This is a genomic window from Ochrobactrum sp. AP1BH01-1, assembly GCF_018066705.1.
Classification (GTDB): Bacteria; Pseudomonadota; Alphaproteobacteria; order Rhizobiales; family Rhizobiaceae; genus Brucella.
Genome location: NZ_JAGPOU010000002.1, coordinates 41,993 through 60,704, shown reverse-complemented (window position 1 = coordinate 60,704; position 18,712 = coordinate 41,993). Strand labels below are relative to the sequence as shown.

Genomic DNA, 18,712 nt, shown 5'->3' with positions numbered 1-18,712 from the left:
GCGGAACCACACCTCGCCCTTCGAGACGCTGCATGCGGCTCCTCAGGATGAGGCGCTACTGGAATCTGGAATTCTTACAGGTCGACGACCTTGCCGTCCTTCAGCGTCACGCGGCGGTCCATGCGGCCAGCCAGTTCGTGATTGTGGGTGGCGATCAGGGCCGCAAGCCCCGACTGGCGCACGAGCGCTTCCAGAGCCCCGAAGACATAAGACGACGTCGTCGGGTCGAGGTTGCCAGTCGGCTCGTCCGCCAGAAGAACGAGCGGCGCATTGGCAACGGCGCGCGCGATTGCGACACGCTGCTGTTCGCCGCCGGAAAGCTCCGAGGGGCGATGCGAGGCGCGCTTGCCGATCTTCATATATTCAAGAAGCTGCTGCGCGCGTTCCGCCGCCTGCTTCCTGGACAGTCCGCGGATCATCTGCGGCATCATCACATTTTCCAGCGCGGAAAACTCCGGCAGGAGGTGATGGAACTGATAGACGAAGCCGATATCGTTGCGGCGCACCGCCGTGCGCGCATCGTCGGAAAGCTTGCTGCAGGAACGGCCGTCCAGCATTACATCGCCCGCATCGGGGCGCTCCAGAAGGCCGGCCGTGTGCAGCAAGGTCGATTTGCCCGCTCCCGAGGGCGCCACGAGCGCGACCATTTCGCCGCGGCGCAGCGTGAAATCGGCATCCTTGAGGATAACCAGTTCGCGGTCGACTTCCTTATAGGCGCGGCTGACCTTCTCCAGCCGCAGGATCACTTCAGCCGCCATTATTCATACCTCAATGCTTCGACCGGATCGAGCTTGGCAGCACGCCAGGCCGGGAAAATGGTGGCGATGAAAGAAAGCACCAGAGCCATGACGATGACGGAAATCGTTTCGCCGGGGTCCATCTTGGCCGGGAGCTGGCTCAGGAAATAAAGTTCCGGATTGAAGAGCGTCGTGCCGGAGAGCCACGAGAAGAACTCACGGATGCGCTCGACGTTGAGGCAGACGACGACGCCCAGAACCACACCGGCCACCGTGCCGGTGACGCCGATGGCAGCGCCCGTCATCAGGAATATGCGCATCACCGCACCACGGGTTGCACCCATGGTGCGCAGGATCGCGATATCGTGTCCCTTGTCCTTCACCAGCATGATGAGGCCGGAAATGATGTTGAGCGCGGCCACCAGCACGATCAGCGTCAGGATCATGAACATGACGTTGCGCTCGACTTCCAGCGCCGAAAAGAATGTATGATTGTTCTGACGCCAATCGGTCAACAAAAGCTGGCGCGCCGCCACTTCTTCCACCGGCGCGCGCATCGCATCCACCTTGTCGGGATTATCGACAAAGATTTCAAGCGATTGCACCTTGCCTTCCTGATTGAAGAAAAGCTGCGCTTCGGACAGCGGCATCATGACAATCGATGCGTCATATTCCGACATGCCGATCTCGAAGATCGCCGTGATCGGATAGGCTTTCACACGCGGATTGACGCCGAATGGCGTGACGTCGCCGTCCGGCGAGATCACCCGCAGCGTATCGCCGATGGAAAGGCCGAGATTCTGCGCCATGCGGGTTCCGATGGCGACGCCGCCCGCCTGATCGAAGCCCTGCAGCGTGCCCTGGCGGATATTGCCGGAAACGAGCTTGAGCTTGTCGAGGTCTTCCTCGCGGAGCCCTCTTACCAGCGCGCCCGACCCGGCACCGATATTGCCCTGAACGAGCGCCTGCCCTTCCACCACGGGAATGGCGAACTTGATGCCCGAAATACCGTCGATCCGCTTGATGAGATCGGCATAATCATCCAGGGGACGGTCCATAGGCTGCATGATCAGATGGCCGTTGATGCCGAGAATGCGCGAAAGAAGCTCGGCGCGGAAGCCGTTCATCACCGCCATCACGATGATAAGCGTCGCCACGCCCAGCATGATGCCGGTGAAGGAAAAACCGGCAATGACCGAAATAAATGTCTCGCGGCGGCGCGCGCGCAGATATCGCCAGGCGATCATCCGCTCATAGGCCGAGAATGGACCCGACTTGGGCGCTTTTTGCGCTACCTTCGCCTTGTCCCCGGATTTTGCTGCCGCCGCGTTGCTCATGCTTCTGCCGTCAAGAGATTGATTGCGGCTTCAACGCTCAGGTTCTGGCGTTCGCCGGTCTTGCGATCCTTGATTTCGACTTCACCGGCGGCAACGCCGCGCGGTCCGACGATCACCTGCGTCGGCAGGCCGATCAGGTCCATCGTGGCGAACTTTGCGCCCGGACGATCGTCCGTGTCGTCAAGCAGCGGATCGACGCCTGCATTGGTCAGCGCCTCGTAGAGCTTTTCGCTCACCGCGTCGCAGCCTTCGTCGCCCGGCTTCATGTTGACGATACCGGCACCGAAAGGCGCGATGGCCTTCGGCCAGATGATGCCCGCATCGTCGTGGAAGGCTTCGATGGCCGCAGCCACCAGACGCGATGGACCGATGCCGTAGGAACCCATGGAAACCAGATGTTCCTTGCCATCCGGGCCCTGCACTTTCGCGCCCATCGGTTCGGAATATTTCGTGCCGAAGTGGAAGATGTGGCCGACTTCGATACCGCGCGCGGAAACCTGATCTTCCGGCTTGACCTTGGCCCAGTCGGCCTCGTCGTGCATTTCGTCGGTCGCCGCATAAGGCGTCGTCCAGCGCTGGACGATGTCGGTCAGCTGCGCGTCGTTGCGGAAATCGGTGTCCGCGCCCGGCACGGCCAGATCGAGATAGGCCTTGTCGCAGAAAACCTGGCTTTCGCCGGTTTCGGCCAGAATGATGAATTCGTGGGAAAGGTCGCCGCCAATCGGGCCGGTATCGGCGCGCATCGGGATCGCCTGCAGGCCAACGCGGGCGAAGGTGCGCAGATAAGACACGAACATGCGGTAGTATGCCATTTTCGCGCCCTCATAGTCGAGGTCGAACGAATAGGCGTCCTTCATCAGAAATTCGCGTGAGCGCATGACGCCGAAACGCGGGCGCACTTCGTCGCGGAACTTCCACTGGATATGGTAGAGGTTGAGCGGCAGGTCCTTGTAGGAGCGCACATAGGAGCGGAAAATGTCGGTGACCATTTCCTCATTGGTCGGGCCGAAGAGCATGTCGCGCTCCTGACGGTCCTGAATGCGCAGCATTTCCTTGCCATAGGCGTCGTAGCGACCGCTTTCGCGCCACAGGTCGGCGGACTGGATGGTCGGCATCAGGATTTCGTTGGCGCCAGCGCGGTTCTGCTCTTCACGGATGATGTCGCAGACCTTGTTCAGCACCTTCAGGCCGATCGGCAGCCAGGCATAGATGCCGGCCGACTGTTGACGGATCATGCCCGAACGCAGCATCAGCCTGTGGGAGACGATTTCCGCCTCCTTGGGGTTTTCCTTCAGAATAGGCAAAAAATACCGCGACAGACGCATCGTAACCACCAATCAAGAGGGACTGCCTGAGTGCTTCAAGAATCAGGCAAAAATTAAGCATATTCGTCGGTTTCTTACCGGGTTATACAGCCGTTGGAAACCCGCCCGGAAAAGCTTTCGCGGCAGCGGATTTCCCCATCCACAGCCATGATCGCCCGCCGAAAGAACTGTCCGCCGCAAACGGAACATCCAGATTCGCATTCAAATTCAATATATTACAGATATATCACGCTCCCTCTCGAAAATTTGCGAAAGAATTATGACGCCATAGAAGATTTTTCGTGACAAAAGCTGTGCAGTTCGCTATTTTTTTCAGCATAAGAGCAACAACGGAATAAAACCGTTGGTTTCACGCGGTCAAAGTCTTGGGAGGATGGATCCAGGCGCGACTTTCGCAGCCGCCAGTCAAATGGAAACGGATCGAACGCGTATTTGATTAGCAAGGCGAAAGCCTTGCTTTTTTTTTTGCACTTGCAGAATGGCCGTGGTCTCCGCAATTCCGCTATTTTATATGCGCGAATAACACATTGATTTTGTGGGATTTATCGCAGTGCCCTCTCCACAGCCAAGTATTAAATTTCACTTAAGTATAAACTGATTTATTCACAGAACATTGCTTGAGAAGGGGCATCGCCGTCACAAGTGACGGCAGGTTGTGCGCCGCCGCAAATTCAATAGGTTACGCCCATCGCCCGGAACTGCCTGCAACCTCAGGTGGATTAATCCACTTTTCTTTATACAAAAAAGAGGCCGCCTAATTTTTAAGCAGCCTCCAGATTCATATCGGAAAGAACCGGCGAGATCGGGTCAGATCAAGTCAGGTCAGGGAAGAAATGCGGAATATCGTCGAGGCCGAAACCGCTGACCTGCGTCATATAGTAATAGAGCAGGAAGATGAGTGTCGCGACGACGGTGGTGCGCAGAAAGGCGCGGCCGATGCGCGGCTTGGCCGGAGCACTTGCCACCGTACCCAAAGTCACCTCATTTTCTTCGGCCTGCGTGCGCAAGCCCACCGGCAGCAGCGCGAAAAGCGTTGTCCACCAGATGATGAAATAAATTGCGATGCCAGAAATCAGCGACATGATTACACCTCTTCAAGCTCGATCAGTGTACCATTGAAATCCTTGGGATGCAGGAACAGGACCGGCTTGCCATGCGCGCCGGTCTTCGGCTCGCCATCCCCAAGGATGCGCGCACCTTCCGCCTTCAGGCGATCGCGCGCGGCAATGATGTCCGTAACCTCATAGCATAGATGATGCATGCCGCCGGACGGGTTCTTTTCCAGAAACGCCGCGATGGGCGACCCCTCGCCCAACGGCTCCAGCAATTCGATCTTGGTATTGCCGACGTCGATGAAAACCACGGTGACACCATGTTCAGGCAGCGCCTGCGGCTCGGTGACCTTGGCACCGAGCTTGCCGCGATAAAGCGCTGCAGCGGCGTCAATATCCGGAACGGCGATTGCCACGTGGTTCAAGCGTTCGAGCATCAGCACCTCCCATGCCGGTCATTATGCAATCCGTATGATTACCGTATCCTATTGACGAATACTGTCACCACGGGCTTTTTGCCCCATGCCTCATTTGCCGCAGCGCGAACGGCCCGGCGCACGGACTCGCGCACCAGCTCGATATCCTTGCGGCGAACCCGCGGAATGCTGTCGATGGCCTCGATGGCAGCATCCAGCAGAATGTCTTCCAGCAGGTCGCCCTGCGCGTTCTCTTCCGGCACGCCGAAAGTCACGAGGTCCGGTTCGTCGATGATCTTGTTGTCGCGGTCCAGCAGCACCGAAACGGCAACGTGGCCGACATAGGCAAGCTTGCGGCGCTCGACCATGCCGATTTCTTCTTCATCTCCGATCAGCTTGCCGTCCTTGTAGATGCGGCCAACCGGCGCTTCATCGATGATTTCAGCCTTGCCGGGCGCAAGACGCAGCATGTCGCCGTCGCGCACCTGCGCGACCTGCTCGATGCCCTCCATCGCGCCAAGCGAACCTTGCGCAACGAGGTGAGCGGCCTCGCCATGCACCGGCACCAGAATCTGCGGGCGAACCCATGAATACATGCGGCGCAATTCGCTGCGGCGCGGATGGCCGGAAACGTGGACCAGCGCATCCTCATCGCCGATGATCTTGATGCCGCGATCGATCAGGCGGTTCTTGATATCGAGGATTGCCTTTTCATTGCCCGGAATGGCGCGTGAAGAGTAGATGACCGTATCGCCCGCCGACAGCGCGAGACTGCGCATTTCGTCACGCGCAAGCTTGGCCAGCGCCGCGCGGGGCTCGCCCTGACTGCCGGTCAGGATCATGACCACGTTTTCGCGCGGAATATAGCCGTAATCCTCTTCGCTGAGATATTCCGGCAGGCCTTCCATATAGCCAAGCTCGGTCGCAACGGAGATGGCGCGCTTCATCGAACGCCCGACCACCAGCACCTGACGGCCCGCGTCACGCGCCGCTTCGGTAATCGAGCGGATACGGCCGACATTGGAAGAAAAGGTCGTGATGGCCACGCGGCCACGCGCATTTTCAATGAGTTCCCGCAAGCTCTCCCCGACCTGACGTTCCGAAGGCGATTCACCCTCGCGCAAGGCATTGGTGGAATCGCAGATCAGCGCCAGCACACCAGCATCACCGATGGCGCGAAAACGCGCCTCGTCAATGACGGGGCCCAACGACGGTTCCGGGTCCATCTTCCAGTCGCCGGTGTGAACGACCGTACCGAGCGGCGTCGTGATCGCCAGCGAAACCGGCTCGGGAATGGAGTGGGTAACAGCAACTGCTTCGACCTTGAACGGACCGACTTCGAATGTCTCGCCCGCCTTGTAGATCGTGATCGGAATTTCAGGCGCGCCGACTTCGGACTGCCGCTTGGCTTCCAGCAGACCGGCGGTGAAAGGCGTCGCGTAGACGGGCACCTTCAGGCGCGGCCACAGGTCGAGCAATGCGCCAAAATGGTCTTCATGCGCATGGGTGATCACGATGCCGCGCAGATTGTGCTTCTCGGCCTCGAGATACCGGATATCCGGCAGGATAAGATCGGCGCCCGGCTGTTCCGGCCCGGCAAAGCTTACCCCCATATCCACGACCAGCCATTCACGGTTATCCGCAGGACCGAAGCCGTACATGGCCAGATTCATGCCGATTTCGCCCACGCCGCCAAGCGGCAAAAAGACGAGTTCCGTAGTATTGGATCGGGCCATGAAATTTCCTCTATGATTATCGAGCGCTCTTGCCGGATCAACTGGACCTAAAGTTGTCCTGTTGCAACCCTGGCAAGACAAATGAAGGCAATTATTTGCGTATGGTAGCAGCAGTTCCGAAATAGACATCGCCAGCCGTTACCGCAACCCGCGAACCGTCGTCTTCGCGAATAACAAAACGGCATGCCTCATCGATCGTATCAAAACGCCCTTCGACGACGCGGCCTTCAACCTGCATGGTGACATGCTGGCCAAGACCATGGGCGCGCTGCAGCCAGCGCCGGCGAATATCGTCAAGCCCGCGCCCTTCGTTCCAGACACGGTAGTTGACCGACCATGCGTCCGACAGGGCTGCGAACAAGGTTTCGGCATCGCATTTGCTGCCAAGCGCGTGCAGGGAAGTCGCCGGATAAGGCAGATCGTCCGGAAACGCGACCACATTGGTCCCGATGCCAATGGCGACCGCGAACAGGTTTTTCGCCAGAATGGAGGATTCGAGCAGGATGCCGGTCAGTTTCGCGCCGTTGACCAGAACGTCATTCGGCCATTTGAGGCCGATTGTCGGCGGCACGGCGGGCCCGGTTGCCGCGAAAACCGCGTCAAGCGCATCGGCGAGCGACAGGCCGGCAACGAAACCAAGCGTTGCCGCCGTCTTCATTTCATAGGATTCAACGAGGAGCAGCGTGGAGGCAAGATTGCCTTCCGGCGTGGACCAGGCACGGCCCCGTCTGCCACGGCCGCTTTCCTGTTTCTTCGTGACAAGCCAGAGCTTGCCCGGATCGCCAGCGGCTGCCCGCTCCAGGGCAACGGCGTTGGTGGAACCTACCGCCTCGAAGCTTTCGAGACGGTAGCCCTCATTTTTCGCAACAGGCGAAAGCGTAAAACTCATCTATGCTTCCGCCTGTAGCATCAATCAGAAGAACGTCTTGGCTGCGGCTTCGGCAAATCCGCCGATTGGCCCGGCAATGAAGACGTAGAACAGCACGAAGGCACCCGTTACGCCGAGAACGAGGCGAAGCTCGCCCGCGACCGGCACGAAACCGCCGGTCGGCTCATCGAACCACATGATCTTGATCATGCGCAGGTAGTAGAACGCGCCCACGACCGAAGCCACGATCCCGATGATGGCGAGCGGCAGGAGACCGGCCTGCACAGCGGCAAGGAACGTGTACCACTTGCCGAAGAAGCCGGCGAGCGGCGGAATGCCTGCGAGCGAGAACAGGAAGATGGTCATGATCGTTGCCAGCACCGGATTGGTGCGGGACAGACCGGCCAGCTCATCGATGTTCTCGACATTGCCGTCCTTGGTGCGCATTGCAAGAATGAACGCGAAGGTGCCGAGCGTCATGGCAAGGTAGATCGCCATGTAGATCATCACGCCCTTCACGCCGATCACCGTTCCGGCGGCCAGACCAACAAGCGCATAACCCATATGGCTGATCGAGGAATAAGCCATCAGACGCTTGATGTTGCGCTGGCCGATGGCGGCAAAGGCGCCGAGGATCATCGAGGCAAGCGCGATGAAGATCACGACCTGCTGCCAGTCATGGGTGACCGGAGCAAAGGCTTCCGAGACGACGCGGATGATGAGCGCCATGGCGGCCATCTTCGGAGCGGCGGCAAAGAATGCCGTTACCGGGGTCGGCGCGCCTTCATAGACGTCCGGCGTCCACATGTGGAACGGAACGGCGGAAATCTTGAATGCCAGACCGGCCAGAATGAAGACCAGGCCGAACACCAGACCAAGCTCGCGCTGGCCGCCCGAAACAGCCTGGGCGATTTCGACAAAGCCGATATGACCGGTGTAACCATAGACGAGCGAAATGCCGTAAAGCAGCATGCCCGAGGACAGCGAGCCGAGGACGAAGTATTTCAGGCCTGCTTCCGTCGAACGGACGCTATCGCGGTTGAATGCTGCCAGAACATAGAGCGCCAGCGATTGCAGTTCGAGGCCGAGATAGAGCGACAGCATGTTGGAGGCCGACACCATCAGCAGCATGCCGAGCGTGGAAATCACGATCAGGACCGGGAATTCGAACTTGTCGAACTTTTCCGCCTTGGCGAAGCCGACCGACATGATCAGCGTTACGATGGAGCCGACCAGTGTCAGCACCTTCATGAAGCGACCGAAACCGTCATTGACGATGGCGCCGCCGAAAACGGCGCCGTTCGCCGGGAAAAGGATGACCAGAGCCAGCGCTGCAATAAGCACCGCGACGGATAATCCGTTGACGAGCGTGGCCGCCCGTTCGCCGGAGAACACGCCAATCATGAGCAGTGCCAAGGCGCCTACAGCAAGGAGAACCTCCGGTGCTGCAAGGGTCAGATGAGCTATGAGATCAGTCTGCATGACCTACGCCTTTATTTCTTACTGTGCCAGCACGGCGCTCGCGGAACCCGCGAGTGCTGCGTCGTAATGTTGGACCAGGGCGTTCACGGCACCGGCGGTCACATTGAAGACCGGGGTCGGATAGACGCCGAAGAAGATGGTGAGCACCACAAGCGGGTAGAGAATGAGCTTCTCACGCGGGCTGAGATCGAGGAGCGCCTTGAGGCTTTCCTTGGTCAGCGCGCCGAAGATCACCTGACGGTAGAGCCAGAGCGCATAGGCCGCCGAGAGGATCACGCCCGTGGTTGCGAACAGCGCCACCCAGGTGTTGACCCGGAACACGCCGAACAGCGTCAGGAACTCGCCGATGAAGCCCGAAGTACCCGGCAGGCCGACATTCGCCATCGTGAAGATGAGGAAGGCCACCGCATATTTCGGCATGTTGTTGACGAGGCCGCCAAACGCCGCGATCTCACGGGTATGCATGCGGTCATAGATCACGCCGACGCAAAGGAACAGCGCGCCCGACACGATACCGTGCGACAGCATCTGGAAGATGGCGCCCTGCAAGCCCTGCTCGTTTGCCGCGAAGATACCCATGGTCACATAGGCCATATGCGCAACCGACGAATAAGCGATCAGCTTCTTCATGTCTTCCTGCACCATCGCGACGAGCGAGGTGTAGATGATTGCGATCACCGACAGCGCGAAGATGAACGGCGCGAAATCAGCGGAAGCCAGCGGGAACATCGGCAGCGAGAAGCGGATGAAACCGTAGCCGCCAAGCTTCAGAAGGATACCGGCCAGAATGACCGAGCCTGCCGTCGGTGCTTCAACGTGCGCATCCGGCAACCAGGTGTGGACCGGCCACATCGGCATCTTGACCGCGAAGGAAGCGAAGAAGGCGAGCCACAGCCATGTCTGCATTCCCGCCGGGAAGTCGTGCTTCAGCAGTTCGACGATGTTCATCGTGCCAGCCTGCCAGTACATGGCCATGATGGCGATGAGCATCAGGACCGAGCCCAGAAGCGTGTAGAGGAAGAACTTCAAGCTTGCATAGACGCGACGCTTGCCGCCCCACACGCCGATGATGATGAACATCGGGATAAGGCTTGCCTCGAAGAACACGTAGAACAGGAACAGGTCGAGCGCGCAGAACACGCCGATCATCAGCGTTTCCAGAATGAGGAACGCGATCATGTATTCCTTGACGCGCTTTTCCACCGACACCCAGCTTGCCAGAATGCAGAAAGGCATGAGGAAAGCGGAAAGCACCACGAACAGGACGGAGATGCCGTCCACGCCCATGTGGTAGCTGATGCCGCCGCCCATCCAGTCGATCTGCTCGACCATCTGGAAGCCGGGGTTCGAATTATCGAAACCGGCCCAGACGACGAGCGACAGGATGAAGACGAATATCGTCGTCAGCAGCGCGACATTGCGGATATTGCGACGCGAAGCCTCGCTGTCGTCCTTGATCAGAAGGATCAGTAACGCGCCGACGAGCGGCAGAAACGTGACCGTTGAAAGAATTGGCCAGTCGGTCATCAGAAAGAGCTCCCGAGCATCATCCAAGTGACGAGCGCGGCGACGCCGATCAGCATCGCGAATGCGTAGTGATAAAGGTATCCGGACTGCATCTTGACGACGCGGTTGGTAACGTCGAGCACGCGGGCCGAGACGCCATCCGGGCCGAAGCCGTCAATGAGCCAGCCATCCCCACCCTTCCAGAACAGGCGGCCAAGCCAGCGAGCCGGACGCACGAAAAGGAAATCGTACAGCTCGTCGAAGTACCACTTGTTGAGAAGGAACTGGTAGAGGCCACGGTGACGGGCAGCCAGCGCCTTCGGCGTTTCCGGCGAGCGGATGTAGAAGATCCAGGCGACGATGAAGCCGAGAACCATCGAGATGAACGGCGACAGCTTAACCCACAGAGGAACATGGTGATATTCCTCAAGGATCTGGTTGGCAGCCGAGGTGAACAGTGCGCCCTTCCAGAATTCGGCATATTCGTGGCCGAAGAAGAGTTCCTTGAACACGACACCGGCAAAGAGCGCGCCGACGCCGAGGATCAGCAGCGGAACGAACATGACGGCTGGCGATTCATGGACATGATGCATGACTTCCGCTGAGGCGCGCGGCTTGCCGTGGAAGGTCATGAAAATCAGGCGCCAGGAATAGAAGCTCGTGAAGAGCGCGGCGATGATGAGAAGCGTCGAAGCGTAGCCGCTGGCAGCACTGTGCGAAGCGAAGACGGATTCGATGATCGCATCCTTGGAGAAGAAACCGGCGGTGCCGATGACCGTGCCCGGAATGCCGAGGCCGGTAATGGCGACCGTGCCGATGACCATCATCCAGTAGGTGATCGGGATCAGCTTGCGCAAGCCGCCCATGCGGCGCATGTCCTGCTCTTCCGAAACGGCATGGATGACCGAACCGGCGCAAAGGAACAGAAGCGCCTTGAAGAAAGCATGCGTGAACAGGTGGAACACGGCGGCGCCATAGGCACCGACACCGAGCGCTGCGAACATGTAGCCGAGCTGCGAACAGGTCGAATAGGCAATCACGCGCTTGATATCGTTCTGCACGAGGGCGACCGTTGCCGCGAAGAAGGCAGTCGTCGCGCCGATAATGGTCACGACCAGAAGTGCGGTCTGCGACAGTTCAAAGATCGGCGACATGCGGGCGACCATGAACACGCCGGCCGTCACCATGGTAGCGGCGTGAATGAGCGCCGAAACAGGCGTCGGGCCTTCCATGGCGTCCGGAAGCCAGGTGTGCAGCAGGAACTGCGCCGACTTGCCCATCGCGCCCATGAAGAGCAGCAGGCAGGTGATCGTGATCGCGCCCTGCTTGTCGAGCTGGTAGCCAAGGAAGTTCAGAACGACCTGATTGGCATCGGCAGCGCCTTCAGCCGGCAGATAATTGGCGGCAGCAGCGAAGATCGTGTTGTAGTCGACCGACTGGAACAGCGCGAACACGCCGAAGATGCCGAGCAGGAAGCCGAAGTCACCAACGCGGTTGACGACGAAGGCCTTCATGGCGGCGGCGTTGGCCGAAGGCTTCTGGAACCAGAAACCGATCAGGAGATACGAGGCCAGACCGACGCCTTCCCAGCCGAAGAACATCTGGACCAGATTGTCCGACGTGACCAGCATGAGCATGGCAAAGGTGAAGAGCGACAGATAGGCGAAGAAGCGCGGACGGTGCGGATCGTGGTGCATATATCCAATGGAATAGATGTGCACGAGAGCCGACACCGAGTTCACCACCACCAGCATGACGCCGGTGAGCGTATCGATGCGCAATGCCCAGTCGAAGGAAAGCGCGCCAGACGTTACCCAGTGAAGAACCGGGATGCGGACGGTTTCGGCCTCAGGCCCAAGCGGAATCTGGAAGAACACGACCCAGGACAGGATCGCGACGATGACCATGAAACCGGAAGTGATGTATTCGCTCGCCTTGGCTCCGATCTGATTGCCGAAAAGACCGGCAATCAGGAAGCCGAGAAGCGGAAGGAAGACGATCGCGTAGTAGAGCATTTGCCCGTCAACCTTTCATAACATTGACGTCTTCCACCGCGATGGAGCCGCGATTACGGAAGAAAACAACGAGAATTGCCAGACCGATGGCCGCTTCCGCAGCCGCAACAGTCAGAACGAAAAGGGCGAAGACCTGCCCGACCATGTCGCCGAGCTGGCTGGAGAACGCCACGAAATTGAGATTGACCGAAAGAAGGATCAATTCGATCGACATCAGGATGACGATGACGTTCTTGCGGTTCAGGAAGATGCCGAAGACGCCAAGCGTGAACAGGATGGCCGAAACGGTCAGATAGTGGGCGATACCGATTTCCATATGCTTATCCTCAGATGCCTTTGCCCGTTTCGACCTTTTTGATCTCGATCGCCGTTTCGGGCGTGCGAGCAACCTGGGCCGGAATGGACTGGCGCTTGACATTCGGCTTGTGCCGCAGCGTCAGAACGATGGCGCCGATCATCGCGACCAGAAGGACGAGACCAGCAACCTGGAAGTAGAAGACGTAGTCGGTGTAGAGAATGTCGCCCAGAGCAGCGGTATTGGTCCGCTCTGCCACATTCGGGATCGGCACAGCACCCTGCCCCAGCTTCGGCGTGAACATGCGGCTTGCGAACACGAAGATCAGTTCGCCCAGCAGGATCAGCCCGACCAGAGCGCCAATCGGTGCATATTGCAGCGCGCCGCGCTTCAACTCGGAGAAGTCCACATCCAGCATCATGACGACGAAGAGGAAGAGAACCGCCACCGCACCGACGTAAACGACGAGCAGGATCATGGCGAGGAACTCGGCCCCCGTCAGCAGGAACAGAGCTGCCGCATTGAAGAATGTGAGGATCAGAAACAGCACCGAATGCACGGGGTTGCGTGCCGCGATCACCATGAACGCGGAGGCGATCATGATGAAAGCGAACAGATAGAAAAACGCTGCCGCAATACCTGTCAGCATGGGGATCCCCCAACACCTTTCCGTGAGCAAAGCCTTATTGCCTTGCCCTCTTTAGTCTTTGTTTGCCGCGAATAATCGCGAAACTTAAATTCCAGCAACAAGATGGGCCGCCCCTTCCTGTTGCCGCTTTTCAAACCGGGTGCCGAAACCGGGTTTCGGCAGAACCAATCAGCGATATGGCGCATCCATCGCGATATTGCGCGCGATTTCGCGTTCCCAACGGTCGCCGTTGGCAAGGAGCTTGTCCTTGTCATAGTAGAGTTCTTCGCGGGTTTCGGTCGCGAATTCGAAATTCGGACCTTCCACGATGGCGTCCACCGGGCATGCTTCCTGGCAGAAACCGCAATAGATGCACTTCACCATGTCGATGTCGTAGCGCACCGTGCGGCGGGTGCCGTCGTTGCGGCGCGGACCGGCCTCGATGGTGATGGCCTGCGCCGGGCAGATCGCTTCGCAAAGCTTGCAGGCGATGCAGCGTTCTTCACCGTTCGGATAACGGCGCAGCGCGTGCTCGCCACGGAAGCGCGGAGAAACCGGACCCTTTTCATGCGGGTAGTTCAACGTCGCCTTGGGCGCGAAGAACTGGCGCATGGAAAGAAAGAACGCGCCGACAAATTCCTTGAGCAGGAGCGATTTGGCTGCTTGAGCGAATGAAGCCATAGTTATTACTCCTTACGCCAGACCGAAGACTTTGAGGAAGGTCGCGGTTGCGACAACCATGAAGAGCGAGATCGGCAGGAACACTTTCCAGCCAAGGCGCATCAGCTGGTCGTAGCGATAACGCGGAACGAAAGCCTTCACCATTGCGAAGAGGAAGAAGCAGAAGCAGAGCTTCAGCATGAACCAGATGATGCCCGGAACCCAGTTGAGGAACCACACGTCCACCGGAGGCAGCCAGCCGCCGAGGAAGAGCGTCGTCATCAAGGCGCACATCAGCGTGATCGCCACATATTCGCCGAGGAAGAACAGAAGGAACGGCGTGGACGAATATTCGATCATGTGACCGGCCACGAGTTCGGATTCAGCTTCGACAAGGTCGAAAGGCGGACGGTTCGTTTCGGCCAGAGCCGAAATGAAGAAGATCACGAACATCGGGAACAGGCAGAGCCAGTTCCAGTCGAGGAACGAAGCCGGCAGGCCAAGCATGGTGCCAAGGCCGGTATTCTGCGAAAGCACGATGTCGGTGAGGTTGAGCGAGCCAACCGTCAGCAGAACCGTGACAATCACAAAGCCGATGGAAACTTCGTAGGAAACCATCTGCGCGGCAGAACGAAGCGCGCCGAGGAACGGATATTTCGAGTTCGATGCCCAGCCACCCATGATCACGCCGTAAACTTCGAGCGAAGAAATGGCGAAGATATAGAGAATGCCGACATTGATGTTGGCGACGGCCCAGCCTTCATTGACCGGAATGACCGCCCAGGTTGCCATTGCAAGAACGGCGGAAACGAAAGGCGCAAGGAGGAAGACACCCTTGTTTGCGCCAGACGGGATGATCGGTTCCTTGAAGACGAACTTCAACAAGTCGGCGAAAGCCTGGAACAGCCCCCATGGGCCGACAACGTTCGGGCCGCGGCGAAGCTGTACCGCTGCCCAGATCTTGCGATCCGCGTAAAGCAGGTAAGCGACGACGATCAGCAATACGACGAACAGAACGACCGACTTCAGCGCTATGATGAGCGCGGGCAAGACGTAAGCTGCAAAAATTCCTTCCATTGTTCCGTCTCTCTCTCGCTTACTCAGCTGCCTGTTGGAAGCCGCCGGCCGCGAGCGCCGAGCATTCGGCCATGACGGCGGAAGCGCGCGCGATTGGGTTCGTCAGGTAGAAGTCCTTGACCGGGGAGACGAACGCAGCGCCGCCGCCCAGGTTGGATGCCTTAGCCGCCAGCGCGACGAGATCGTCGGCGGAAGCAGGCGTGATGGTGTCGATGGCCGCCATATGCGGATAGTCCGCATAAAGCTTGGCGCGAAGCTGCTGCAGGCTGTCGAACGGCAGGCGCTTGCCAAGGCTGTCGGAAAGAGCGCGCAGGATCGCCCAGTCTTCCTTCGCCTCGCCCGGTGCGAAACCGGCGCGGTTGCCAAGCTGCACGCGGCCTTCGGTGTTGAGCCAGGTGCCCGACTTTTCCGTATAGGCTGCGCCCGGCAGGATAACGTCGGCGGCATGCGCACCGGCATCGCCATGCGTGCCGATGTAAACGACGAAGCTTGAGCCCTTCCGGGTCATGTCGAGTTCGTCTGCGCCGAGCAGGAACACGACATCCAGATTGCCCAGCATGTCGCCAGCAGCCTTGCCGCCCTCGCCCGGCACAAAGCCAAGGTCCAGAGCGCCGACGCGCGAAGCGGCGGTGTGCAGAACGGAGTAGCCGTTCCACTCGTCCTTGATCGCGCCAACGTCCTGAGCGAGCTTGGCGGCGGTCGACAGAACCGCACGGCCGTTTTCGCCGGTGAGCGCGCCCTGACCGATGATGATCAGCGGACGTTCAGCCTTGGCCAGCACGTCGCGGAACGCGTTCTTGCCGGAAGCAACAGCAGCCAGCGTTTCAGCGCCGCTGCCCAGATATTCGTAATTGTAACGCAGTTCAGCCTGTTCACCGATCAGGGCGACCGGGAAATGGCCCATGCGCTGACGCTTGCGAATACGTGCGTTCAGGACTGCGGCTTCAACGCGCGGATTGGAACCGACGATGAGCAAAGCATCAGCGTTTTCAATGCCTTCGATGGTCGAGTTGAAGAGATAGGTTGCGCGGCCCAGAGCCGGATCGAGAGCTGCACCATCCTGGCGGCTGTCGATATTGGCGGTGCCGAGCGAAGCCATCAGGCCCTTCAGCGCATAGATTTCTTCAACCGAAGCCAGATCGCCCGCTACCGCGCCGATCTTGTCAGCAGAGGTTGCGGAAACCTTGGCAGCAATAGCAGCAAAAGCTTCCGGCCAGCTTGCGGCGACCAGACGGCCATCCTTGCGGACATATGGGCGGTCGAGCCGCTGGGTGCGCAGGCCGTCCCAGATGAAACGGGTCTTGTCGGAAATCCATTCCTCGTTCACCGCTTCATTGACGCGCGGCATGACGCGCATCACTTCACGGCCACGGGTGTCGACGCGGATGTTCGAGCCGACCGCATCCATCACATCGATGGTTTCGGTCTTGCTCAGTTCCCACGGACGCGCCTGGAACGCATAAGGACGCGAGGTCAGAGCGCCGACCGGGCAAAGATCGATGACGTTGCCCTGCAATTCCGACGTCATGGCGCGTTCAAGATAGGTGGTGATCTCGGCGTCTTCACCGCGGCCAATGAGCCCCAGTTCCGAAATGCCAGCCACTTCCGTCGTGAAGCGGACGCAGCGCGTGCAGTGAATGCAGCGCGTCATTACCGTCTTGACGAGCGGGCCGATATACTTGTTTTCAACGGCGCGCTTGTTCTCGCGATAGCGCGAACCGTCGGTGCCGAAAGCCATTGCCTGATCCTGCAGATCGCACTCGCCGCCCTGATCGCAGATCGGGCAATCCAGCGGGTGGTTGATGAGCAGGAATTCCATCACGCCTTCGCGGGCCTTCTTGACCATCGGCGTGTTGGTGAAGATTTCCGGCGCTTCGCCATTCGGGCCGGGGCGCAGATCGCGCACGCCCATGGCGCAGGATGCCGCCGGCTTCGGCGGTCCGCCCTTCACTTCAACCAGGCACATACGGCAGTTTCCGGCGATGGAAAGCCGTTCGTGGAAACAGAAACGCGGGACTTCCGCGCCCGCGGCTTCGGCAGCCTGAAGGAGCGTATAGTGATCGGGTACTTCGATCTCTGTGCCGTCAACCTTGATCTTTGCCATCGCTTATCCAAACCTGCGGCTTATGCCGCATCTTCCAGATCTCAAACTCTTGCGCCTGCCCTTGTATTGGCATGGCCTTTTCCGAAAACCGCCAGGCACTTTTCGGGGCCATGCCCTGTCGGGCAGGCTTGCAACTTATTCAGCCGCTTCCAGACGGATATTGCGGCTCTGAACGGCGTTGCGTGTGTAATCGTCAATGCGCTTTTCAATTTCCGGACGGAAATTGCGGATCAGACCCTGAATAGGCCATGCGGCAGCGTCGCCGAGAGCGCAGATCGTGTGACCTTCAATCTGTTTGGTCACGTCGAACAGCATGTCGATCTCGCGCTTCTGCGCATTGCCCTTGACCATGCGTTCCATCACGCGCCACATCCAGCCGGTGCCTTCGCGGCATGGCGTGCACTGACCGCAGCTCTCGTGCTTGAAGAACGCCGACAGGCGGGCAATTGCCTTGATGATGTCGGTGGACTTGTCCATGACGATCAGGCCGCCGGTGCCGAACGACGATTTCTTGTCGCGCATGCCGTCGAAATCCATGATGGCGTCCATCATGTCCTCGCCCTTGATGACCGGGCACGATGCGCCGCCGGGGATGACCGCCAGCAGATTGTCGAAACCGCCGCGAATGCCGCCAGCGTGCTTTTCGATCAGCTCGCGGAACGGAATGCCGAGGCCTTCTTCCACAACGCAAGGCGTGTTTACGTGACCGGAAATCTGGAACAGCTTGGTGCCGACATTGTTCGGACGTCCGATGGACGAGAACCATGCACCGCCACGACGCAGGATCGTCGGCGCAACGGCAATCGATTCCACGTTGTTCACGGTCGTCGGGCAGCCATAAAGGCCCATATTGGCCGGGAATGGCGGCTTGAGGCGCGGCTGTCCCTTCTTGCCTTCAAGGCTTTCAAGCAGAGCCGTTTCTTCGCCGCAGATATAAGCGCCAGCGCCGTGGGTGACGAAAATGTCCATATCCCAGCCGCACTTGTTGCCCTTGCCGAGCAGACCGGCTTCGTAGCACTCATCGATTGCCGCCTGCAGGGCCTCACGCTCGCGCATGAACTCGCCGCGAATATAAATATAGGCGGTGTGTGCACCCATTGCGCAACCGGCGATCACGCAGCCTTCGATCAGCGTATGCGGATCGTGGCGCAGGATTTCGCGGTCCTTGCAGGTGCCGGGCTCGGATTCGTCGGCGTTGACGACCAGATAATGCGGGCGACCGTCGCTCTGCTTGGGCATGAACGACCACTTGAGACCGGTCGGGAAGCCGGCGCCGCCGCGGCCGCGCAGGCCCGACGCCTTCATTTCCTCGATGATCCAGTCACGGCCTTTTTCGATCAGGCCGCTGGTGTTGTCCCAATGGCCGCGCGCCATGGCACCTTTCAGCGACTTGTCCTTGAAGCCATAGATATTGGTGAAGATGCGATCTTTATCAGCCAGCATGTCTCACCTGTTTCCGTTCGTGTTTGCCAAT

At 59.1% G+C, this 18,712-nt stretch carries 16 protein-coding genes; all 16 read right to left on the bottom strand.

Annotation, left to right across the window (positions count from 1 at the left end; genetic code table 11):
- Window positions 1–74: 74 nt before the first annotated feature.
- Window positions 75–758 carry an ABC transporter ATP-binding protein gene (locus tag J9800_RS05680; RefSeq protein WP_112587889.1) on the bottom strand — a complete coding sequence of 228 codons (684 nt, stop codon included), beginning with the start codon at window positions 756–758 and terminating at the stop codon, window positions 75–77.
- Window positions 758–2,074 carry a lipoprotein-releasing ABC transporter permease subunit gene (locus tag J9800_RS05675; protein ID WP_114215557.1) on the bottom strand — a complete coding sequence of 439 codons (1,317 nt, stop codon included), beginning with the start codon at window positions 2,072–2,074 and terminating at the stop codon, window positions 758–760. Before J9800_RS05675 ends, J9800_RS05680 begins: the two co-directional genes overlap by 1 nt.
- On the bottom strand, window positions 2,071–3,399 hold the full coding sequence (proS, locus tag J9800_RS05670) for a proline--tRNA ligase (protein ID WP_006471801.1): 1,329 nt from the start codon (window positions 3,397–3,399) through the stop codon (window positions 2,071–2,073). The genes J9800_RS05675 and proS overlap by 4 nt, the downstream gene beginning before the upstream one ends.
- Before the next feature lie 812 nt (window positions 3,400–4,211).
- On the bottom strand, window positions 4,212–4,481 hold the full coding sequence (locus J9800_RS05665) for a DUF1467 family protein (RefSeq protein WP_114215559.1): 270 nt from the start codon (window positions 4,479–4,481) through the stop codon (window positions 4,212–4,214).
- A 2-nt stretch (window positions 4,482–4,483) separates the two neighbouring features.
- Window positions 4,484–4,888, bottom strand: a complete 405-nt coding sequence (gene mce, locus J9800_RS05660) for a methylmalonyl-CoA epimerase (RefSeq protein WP_114215560.1) — start codon at window positions 4,886–4,888, stop codon at window positions 4,484–4,486.
- Window positions 4,889–4,926: 38 nt separating this feature from the next.
- Window positions 4,927–6,603 (bottom strand): ribonuclease J, encoded by a 1,677-nt coding sequence (locus J9800_RS05655; RefSeq protein WP_114215561.1) that lies wholly within the window; start codon window positions 6,601–6,603, stop codon window positions 4,927–4,929.
- A 91-nt stretch (window positions 6,604–6,694) separates the two neighbouring features.
- Complete coding sequence (locus J9800_RS05650; RefSeq protein ID WP_114215562.1) at window positions 6,695–7,492, bottom strand: biotin--[acetyl-CoA-carboxylase] ligase; 798 nt, start codon at window positions 7,490–7,492, stop codon at window positions 6,695–6,697.
- Between the two features lie 24 nt (window positions 7,493–7,516).
- Entirely contained in the window at window positions 7,517–8,953 is a 1,437-nt protein-coding gene (nuoN, locus tag J9800_RS05645) for an NADH-quinone oxidoreductase subunit NuoN (RefSeq protein WP_114215563.1), read from the bottom strand.
- Window positions 8,954–8,971: 18 nt separating this feature from the next.
- On the bottom strand, window positions 8,972–10,480 hold the full coding sequence (locus J9800_RS05640) for an NADH-quinone oxidoreductase subunit M (RefSeq protein ID WP_112587877.1): 1,509 nt from the start codon (window positions 10,478–10,480) through the stop codon (window positions 8,972–8,974).
- Window positions 10,480–12,474 (bottom strand): NADH-quinone oxidoreductase subunit L, encoded by a 1,995-nt coding sequence (gene nuoL, locus J9800_RS05635; RefSeq protein WP_114215564.1) that lies wholly within the window; start codon window positions 12,472–12,474, stop codon window positions 10,480–10,482. Before nuoL ends, J9800_RS05640 begins: the two co-directional genes overlap by 1 nt.
- 7 nt (window positions 12,475–12,481) lie before the next feature.
- Window positions 12,482–12,790, bottom strand: a complete 309-nt coding sequence (gene nuoK / locus J9800_RS05630; protein WP_006466598.1) for an NADH-quinone oxidoreductase subunit NuoK — start codon at window positions 12,788–12,790, stop codon at window positions 12,482–12,484.
- A 10-nt stretch (window positions 12,791–12,800) separates the two neighbouring features.
- A complete protein-coding gene (locus J9800_RS05625; protein ID WP_114215565.1) occupies window positions 12,801–13,418 on the bottom strand; it encodes an NADH-quinone oxidoreductase subunit J in 618 nt (205 codons plus the stop codon).
- Between the two features lie 168 nt (window positions 13,419–13,586).
- Window positions 13,587–14,078: an NADH-quinone oxidoreductase subunit NuoI gene (nuoI, locus tag J9800_RS05620; RefSeq protein WP_007874549.1), complete on the bottom strand. Its 492-nt coding sequence runs from the start codon at window positions 14,076–14,078 to the stop codon at window positions 13,587–13,589.
- Window positions 14,079–14,090: 12 nt separating this feature from the next.
- Window positions 14,091–15,134, bottom strand: coding sequence for an NADH-quinone oxidoreductase subunit NuoH (gene nuoH / locus J9800_RS05615; RefSeq protein ID WP_210845666.1), 1,044 nt, complete (start codon window positions 15,132–15,134; stop codon window positions 14,091–14,093).
- A gap of 19 nt (window positions 15,135–15,153) precedes the next feature.
- Window positions 15,154–17,238, bottom strand: a complete 2,085-nt coding sequence (gene nuoG / locus J9800_RS05610; RefSeq protein WP_114215567.1) for an NADH-quinone oxidoreductase subunit NuoG — start codon at window positions 17,236–17,238, stop codon at window positions 15,154–15,156.
- A gap of 135 nt (window positions 17,239–17,373) precedes the next feature.
- Window positions 17,374–18,681 (bottom strand): NADH-quinone oxidoreductase subunit NuoF, encoded by a 1,308-nt coding sequence (gene nuoF / locus J9800_RS05605; RefSeq protein WP_112587870.1) that lies wholly within the window; start codon window positions 18,679–18,681, stop codon window positions 17,374–17,376.
- Between the last annotated feature and the right edge of the window lie 31 nt (window positions 18,682–18,712).